Below are 6,965 nucleotides of genomic sequence, written 5' to 3'. Positions count from 1 at the left end.
CCCCCGCTCGCTGAACCCGACCCCCCATCTTTCAGCTGAACCCGACCCCCCATCTTTCACATCCCCATGCTCATCCTCTTCATCGCCTACCTGGGCGGGGTGCTCACGATCCTGAGCCCCTGCATCCTGCCGGTGCTGCCCTTCGTGTTCGCGCGCGCCGACCGGCCCTTCCGCTCGCACGGCCTGCCGATGCTCGTGGGCATGGCGCTGGCCTTCGCCGTGGTCGCCACGCTGGCCGCGGTGGGCGGCGGCTGGATCGTCACGCTCAACGAATACGGGCGCTATGCCGCGATGGCCTTGCTCGCGCTGTTCGGCGCGACGTTGCTGTTCCCGCGCGTGGCCGAACGACTGAGCCGGCCGCTGGTGGCGCTGGGCCTGCGCATGTCCGATGCGCCACAGGCTTCGGTGTTTTCTCCGCTGTGGCTCGGCGTGGGCACGGGCCTGCTCTGGGCGCCGTGCGCGGGGCCGATCCTTGGGCTGATCCTGACGGGCGCGGCGCTCAACGGCGCGAGCGTCGGCACCTCGCTGCTGCTGCTCGCCTATGCGGCCGGCGCATGCACCTCGCTCGCGGTGGCGCTGTTGTCCGGCGGCCGACTGCTGTCGGCGCTGAAGCGCACGCTGCCGACCGGCGACGGGGTGCGGCGCATCGCCGGTGCCGCCGTGCTGGCGGGCGTGGGCGCCATCGCGCTGGGGCTGGACACCGGCTGGCTCGCGCGCCTGTCGCTGGGCACCACGTCGACGCTCGAGCAGGCGCTGGTGGACACGCTGCGCCAAGACGCGCCGCAGGCGCAGCGCGCAGACGCTGGCTTCGTGCGCGTCTCGGACACCCGCCCGGCCCCGGTGCCCGCGCGCGAGCTCCGCGTCGAGGGCCGGCTGCCTTCGCTGGCCGGCGCGACCGAGTGGATCAACTCGGCGCCGCTCACGCCCGAGGCCTTGCGCGGCAAGGTCGTGCTGGTCGACTTCTGGACCTACTCGTGCATCAACTGTCTGCGCACGCTGCCCTACGTGCGCGCCTGGGCCGAGAAGTACAAGGATGCGGGCCTGGTCGTCCTCGGCGTGCATGCGCCGGAGTTCGCGTTCGAGAAGAACCCGGCCAACGTGCGCAAGGCCGTGAAAGACCTGGGCATCGGGTTCCCGGTGGCGCTGGACAACGACTTTTCGATCTGGCGCGGCTTCGACAACCAGGCCTGGCCGGCGTTCTATTTCATCGATGCGCAGGGGCGCATCCGCCATCACCAGTTCGGCGAGAACCGCTACGACAAGGCCGAGCAGGTGATCCAGCAACTGCTGGCCGAGGCCGGGCAGGCGAACAGCATCAATTCCGGGCTGGTGGCGCCGCTGGGGCAGGGCACCCAGGCCGCGCCCGGCGCCGAGCCGGCGCAGTCCGGCGAAACCTACCTGGGCCATGCGCGCGCGCACGGCTTCGCGTCGCCCGGCGGCATCGCGCGCGACCGTGCGAAGGCCTACGAGCCGGTGGCATCTTCGCTGCGCACCAACCAGTGGTCGCTGGGCGGCGACTGGACGGTGGAGGGCGAGCGGGCCGTGCTGAACCAGGCCAATGGCCGCATCGCCTACCGCTTCAAGGCGCGCGACCTGCACCTCGTGCTGGGGCCGATGGTCGACGGCAAGCCGGTGCGTTTCACGGTGCGGGTCGACGGCCAGCCGCCGCTGACGGACCACGGCGCCGACACCGATGCGCAGGGCCACGGCGTGGTCGATGCGCAGAAGCTGTACCAGCTGGTGCGGCAGTCGGCGGGCAGCGGCAGGGAGCGCCTGTTCGAGATCGAGTTTGTCGACCCCGGCGCGCAGGCCTACGCGTTCACCTTCGGTTGAGCGGCGCCTGGGTCAGGGCGTGAGGCCCGCGGCGTTGACGGCCCGGCAGGTGTCGACCTCCTGGCGCGTGGGCAGCACGAAGCAGCGGGCGTCGGCCTCGCGGGCGACGGCTTCGCGCAGCTGGCGTTCCTGCGCGGTTTCCACCTGCAGCTCGACCAGCCACTTCATGAGCAGCGCCATCACGATCAGCAGCACCACGGAGGCCGCCAGCAGGGTCGTGCGCCAGCTGTGGACGCGGAAGACGGAGGCGTTGGAAGTAGTCATGGCGTGCGGCCCTCAGCTCGACAGCTGCGGAAAGATCCAGATGCTCATGCCGAGCACCACGCCCGCGCCCAGCGACATGGCTGCCGCGGTCGCGAACAGGCAGGCCACGAGCAGGCTCGGCACGACCACCGACATGCTCAGGAAGGCGATGGCGACGAGCACATAGGCCAGCACCGGCAGCAGGGCGATGTAGGCCGGCCGCGCGGTGCCGGTCGGCAGTTCGTCGGGCGTCATGTCACGCAGGAACGGGTTCAGCATGGCGCGCGATCAGCAGTTGCCCTTCTTGGCCTGGCCCGGCGGGCAGAAGTTGCCGCCCTTGTGCGCCGGCCCGGGCTCCGCACGCGGCGGCGGCGCGTGGTGGTGCACGCAGGCGCTCATGAGAACGGATGCCGCCAGCGCGAGCATCACGGTGATCGTGGATTTGGTCATGGGAACTCCCTGCTTCGATTTCTTGTGCACCCGGGGTGCTTCGGGGCAGGACAATAGTTGCCGTATTAACAATCTCACAGGGAAATGCTCACATTTGTGGGCGAATTGAGAAGGGTGCGGTCAATCTCCGAGCGGGATTGCGCAGTACTTCACACCCGTGCGGCCGACCGGCCGCCGCCGCGCAACCGCTACATTGCATGCCCCATGGACCGCCTCGAGAACATAGAGACCTTCGTGCGGGTCGCACAGACCCAGAGCTTTGCCGAGGCCGCGCGCCAGCTGCGGGTGTCGAAATCGGTGGTGACCAGCCGCGTGAAGCAGCTCGAGGACCACGTCGGCGCGCCGCTGTTCCACCGCAGCACGCGCGTGGTCCGGCTCAGCGACGTGGGGCAGGCCTTCCTGCGCGACTGCGTCGAGCTGGTCGGGCGGGCCAACGACATCATGGACCAGATGCGCGACGCCAAGGACGGGCCCACCGGCACGCTGCGCGTGCATGCGCTCACCGGTTTCGTGCTGGGGCATTTCGCCACGCTGCTGCGCGCTTTCCAGGTGAGCTTTCCGGACATTCACCTGGAGCTCATCGTGAGCGACGCGGTGGTCGACCCGGTGAAGGCGGGCGTCGACTGCGCGCTGCAGATCTTTCCGGCGGCGTCGACCGAGCTGGTGTCGCGCCCGCTGTTCCCGGTGCGCCGCGTGTTCTGCGCCACGCCCGAGTACCTGCGCGCGCACGGCCGGCCCGCGAGCCCGCGCGAGCTGCACAAGCACACGCTCGGCCTGTACTCGGGCTACCCCACGCGCGACCGCTGGACCTTTCATCACGCCGGTGAACAGGTCACGCTGTACATGAGCGCGGCGCTGCTCACCAACAGCGTCCACCTGCTGCGCGAGTACGCCATGGAGCACGCCGGCATCGTCTGCCTGCCGACGCTGGTGGCCGGCGAGGCGATCCTGCGCGGCGACCTGGAGGTGGTGCTGCCGGCGCACCAGCTGTCGTCGTTCTCGCTCAGCGCGGTGTATGCGGGCACCTCGCGCAATGCCTTCAAGCTGCGCTTGTTCATCGAACACCTGACCCAGGCGTTCTCGAAGGTGCCGCCGTGGGACGCCGCCATGATCGAACGCGGCCTGCTGCCGCCGGGCCTGATCTGGGACGCCTGACGCGAGCGCGGCCTGTTCCGGGGTAAACCCTGTGCATTGAACGGATTTGCCGAACAATGCGGCCCGCGTTTCGGGCCTACCGCTCGCGCCCCCCGTTTCCTACAGTGCACACATCGCAGCCACCACGCTGCATCGTCCGGCACCTCAGGAGACACCCATGACCGTCGCATACCAGACCCGCTTCGGGTCCCTCAAGCACTTCGAGAAAGGCCACGTCGAGCCCATCGACGACGACGTGCGCCACTACGCGTTCTCCAACTGCTTCGAGATCGCCAGCATCAGCCAGCCCTACGAGAAGGTCGTGTTCGGTCAGAACCAGATCTACGTGCTGGAAACGCTGCGCGCCGAAGGCACCTCGCCCTGGTTCACCTGCGCCCACGACGAGTTCGCGCTGGTGATGGACGGCGAGGTCGAAGTGCACCTCGTGCAGCTCGATGCGGCCCAGACCGTGGCCGACACCGAGAAGAACGGCGCCGTGCACGTGAAGGGCGAACCCCAGGGCAAGAAGATGGGCTGGATGAAGCTCTCGCGCGGCCACCAGGGCCTGCTGCCGAAGAACACCGCCTATCAGTTCAGGGTCGCCGGCGACCCCGGCGTGATCGTGCTGCAGACCTGCAAGGGCGACCTCTCCATCGAGAAGTGGGCCGACATCTGCCAGACGCACTGAACCCGCCATCCAGGAGCCACACCATGAACGCACCCGAAGAACTCGCCAAGGTCATCGCATCGCAGCCCGATGCCACGCTCGGCTACAAGGATTTTTCGCTCGGCAGCTTCGGCTTCCGCCGCGACGAGTACTTTGCCCACATCACCTGGAAGACCCGTGACGGCCGACCCATGAGCCACACCATGGACGCCGGCAACTACCTGCGTGCGCTGATGCGCGACGTGGCCTGGGGCTTCTTCTACGGCTGGGTCAACTTCGACAACGTGTTCGGCACCATCAACCACTACGACTCGGTCGACCTGTACGCCGGCAGCTTCAACGGCACCATGAAGGACGCGGGCATCGACCTGCTCGAGAACTTCCCCACGGCGCAGATCCGCGCCACCTTCGAGGCCATGCTCGACGACTGGACCAACGAGGCCTTCGACCCCTTCGCCGCGCCGCAGGAAACCGGCTCGCCCTACGGCCGCAAGAGCGGCAACAACACCGCCAAGATCACCCGGGCGCGCGAGCTGGCCAAGCGCTGCGTGGGCCTGAAGGGCGACCTCGACCTGCGCAGCGACGCGCGCGGCGCACCCGTCAACCGCGCCTTCGCCGACGTGCCGCAGGGCCAGCCCGAGCTGCACCCCGAGCCGGGCTTCGAGAACGAGGTGCACGCCTTCAACCTCTTCGGTTTTTTGAGCCGCTCGCAGGTCACGTGGAACCCGAGCTTCACCTCGGTGGTGAAGCACAGCTACATGTGCCCGACGACCGAGGAGCACATCCTGCCGATCATCCACGGCAACGACCGCGTCGAGTGGTTCTTCCAGATGACCGACGAGATCCACTGGGACTGCGGCGACAAGAACACCGGCAAGCCCATGGCCCGCGTGATCATGAAGGCCGGCGACATGGCCGCCATGCCCGCCTACTGCCGCCACCAGGGCTTCAGCCCCAAGCGCTCGATGCTGCTGGTGTGGGAGAACGGCTCGCCCAGCCTGGTCTACGAGATCCAGAAGGGCGAGTCGCCCGAGATCCCGGTCGAGTTCTGACCGGCCGGCGCGCCGTCGCTTCTTTCTTCCCGCCATTCATCCATCCAGCCCTCCCCGCGCGGGGAGGGCGAGGAGAACCCATGCCTGCTCTTTCCATCCGCCACCAGCTTTTCATCGACGGCCGTTTTGTCGATGCCGAATCCGGTGAGACGCTCGCCACGCTGAACCCGCACGACAACACGCCCATCGCCCAGGTCGCGCTGGCCGGCAAGGTCGACGTCGACAAGGCCGTGGCCGCCGCGAAGCGTGCGTTCCCCAAGTGGAGCCGCATGGCCGCCGCCGACCGCGGCCGCATCCTGCTGAAGCTGGCCGACCTCATCGAGGCCAACGGCGAAGAACTCGCACGGCTCGAATCGCTGGACACCGGCCACCCCATCCGCGATTCGCGCCGGCTCGACGTGCCGCGCACCGCCGCGTGCTTCCGCTACTTCGGCGGCATGGCCGACAAGTTCCAGGGCGAGACCATTCCGGTGGAAGAGGGCTTTCTCAACTACACGCTGCGCGAGCCCGTCGGCATCGTCGGGCAGATCGTGCCGTGGAACTTTCCGCTCATGTTCACGAGCTGGAAGATGGCGCCCGCGCTCGCGGCCGGCAACTGCATCGTGATGAAGCCGGCCGAGATCACGCCGCTCACCTCGCTGCGCATCGCCGAGCTGATGGCCGAGGCGGGCCTGCCGCCCGGCGTGGTCAACATGCTGCCGGGCCTGGGCAGCGTGGCGGGCCAGTACATCGCCGAGCACCCCGAGATCGCCAAGATCGCCTTCACCGGCAGCACCGCCACCGGCCGGCGCATCGTGCAGGCCAGCGCGGGCAACCTGAAGAAGGTGCAGCTCGAGCTCGGCGGCAAGGGCCCCAACATCGTGTTCGAGGACGCGAACCTGCGGGCCGCCGTGAACGGCAGCGCCTGGGCCATCTTCCACAACCAGGGGCAGGCCTGCATCGCGGGCTCGCGGCTGATGCTGCACGAGAAGATCGCCGATGCCTTCCTCGAACAGTTCATTCCGCTCGCGCAGTCCATCCGCCTGGGCAATCCGCTCGACGAGAACACCGAGATGGGCCCGCTCACCAGCGCCCAGCACCGCGACCGCGTGCTGAGCTATGTCGAGGTCGCGAAGGCGCAGGGCGGCGAGGTGCTGGCGGGCGGAACCTCACCCGGCGGCGATCTGGCACAGGGCTGCTACGTGGCGCCGACCGTGGTGCGCGCCCGGTCGTACCAAGACCGCGTGGCGCAGGAAGAAGTGTTCGGCCCCTTCGTCACCGTGCTCACCTTCAAGAGCGACGAAGAAGCGATGCAGATCGCCAACGGCACCGACTACGGCCTGGGCAGCGGTCTGTGGACGAACAACCTGCAGCGCGCCCACAAGGTGGCGCGCGACCTGCACGCCGGCATGGTCTGGATCAACAGCTACAAGCGCGTGAACCCCGGCTCGCCCTTCGGCGGCGTGGGCCAGAGCGGCTACGGCCGCGAGATGGGCTTCGACGCGATGCGCGAGTACACGCAGGTCAAGAGCGTGTGGGTCAACGTCGACGCGCAGATTCCGCCGCACTTCGTGCGCTGAGCTTTTTCTTTCTCAATCAACGGGCGC

At 68.4% G+C, this 6,965-nt stretch carries 8 protein-coding genes; 5 read left to right on the top strand and 3 right to left on the bottom strand.

Annotation, left to right across the window (positions count from 1 at the left end; genetic code table 11):
- The first annotated feature begins 66 nt into the window (after positions 1-66).
- Positions 67-1,833: a cytochrome c biogenesis protein DipZ gene (locus tag AC07Y4_RS27455; protein WP_487850028.1), complete on the top strand. Its 1,767-nt coding sequence runs from the start codon at positions 67-69 to the stop codon at positions 1,831-1,833.
- Positions 1,834-1,845: 12 nt separating this feature from the next.
- Here the strand turns inward: AC07Y4_RS27455 and AC07Y4_RS27450 are convergent, their stop codons facing one another.
- The 3 genes from AC07Y4_RS27450 to AC07Y4_RS27440 are packed head-to-tail and all read right to left on the bottom strand — an operon-like array spanning position 1,846 to position 2,526.
- The gene (locus tag AC07Y4_RS27450) at positions 1,846-2,097 is read right to left on the bottom strand and encodes a hypothetical protein (RefSeq protein ID WP_487850029.1); all 252 of its coding nucleotides are present in this window, start codon (positions 2,095-2,097) and stop codon (positions 1,846-1,848) included.
- Positions 2,098-2,109: 12 nt separating this feature from the next.
- Positions 2,110-2,355 (bottom strand): hypothetical protein, encoded by a 246-nt coding sequence (locus AC07Y4_RS27445; RefSeq protein WP_062479607.1) that lies wholly within the window; start codon positions 2,353-2,355, stop codon positions 2,110-2,112.
- Between the two features lie 9 nt (positions 2,356-2,364).
- On the bottom strand, positions 2,365-2,526 hold the full coding sequence (locus AC07Y4_RS27440; protein WP_169805078.1) for a hypothetical protein: 162 nt from the start codon (positions 2,524-2,526) through the stop codon (positions 2,365-2,367).
- A gap of 204 nt (positions 2,527-2,730) precedes the next feature.
- On the opposite strand from AC07Y4_RS27440, the gene AC07Y4_RS27435 reads away from it, so the two are divergent.
- From AC07Y4_RS27435 to AC07Y4_RS27420, 4 genes are all read left to right on the top strand, one after another.
- Entirely contained in the window at positions 2,731-3,681 is a 951-nt protein-coding gene (locus AC07Y4_RS27435; protein WP_062479604.1) for a LysR family transcriptional regulator, read from the top strand.
- Positions 3,682-3,838: 157 nt separating this feature from the next.
- Positions 3,839-4,348, top strand: a complete 510-nt coding sequence (locus AC07Y4_RS27430; RefSeq protein WP_487850030.1) for a cupin domain-containing protein — start codon at positions 3,839-3,841, stop codon at positions 4,346-4,348.
- 23 nt (positions 4,349-4,371) lie between these two features.
- A complete protein-coding gene (locus AC07Y4_RS27425) occupies positions 4,372-5,379 on the top strand; it encodes a hydroxyquinol 1,2-dioxygenase (RefSeq protein ID WP_487850031.1) in 1,008 nt (335 codons plus the stop codon).
- 95 nt (positions 5,380-5,474) lie between these two features.
- Entirely contained in the window at positions 5,475-6,938 is a 1,464-nt protein-coding gene (locus AC07Y4_RS27420; RefSeq protein ID WP_487850049.1) for an aldehyde dehydrogenase family protein, read from the top strand.
- Positions 6,939-6,965 lie beyond the last annotated feature (27 nt).

The organism is Variovorax sp. GW460-12-1-14-LB1, assembly GCF_059423605.1.
Note: the sequence above shows the minus strand (reverse complement) of the source record. Positions and strands in the feature narration are given on the sequence as shown.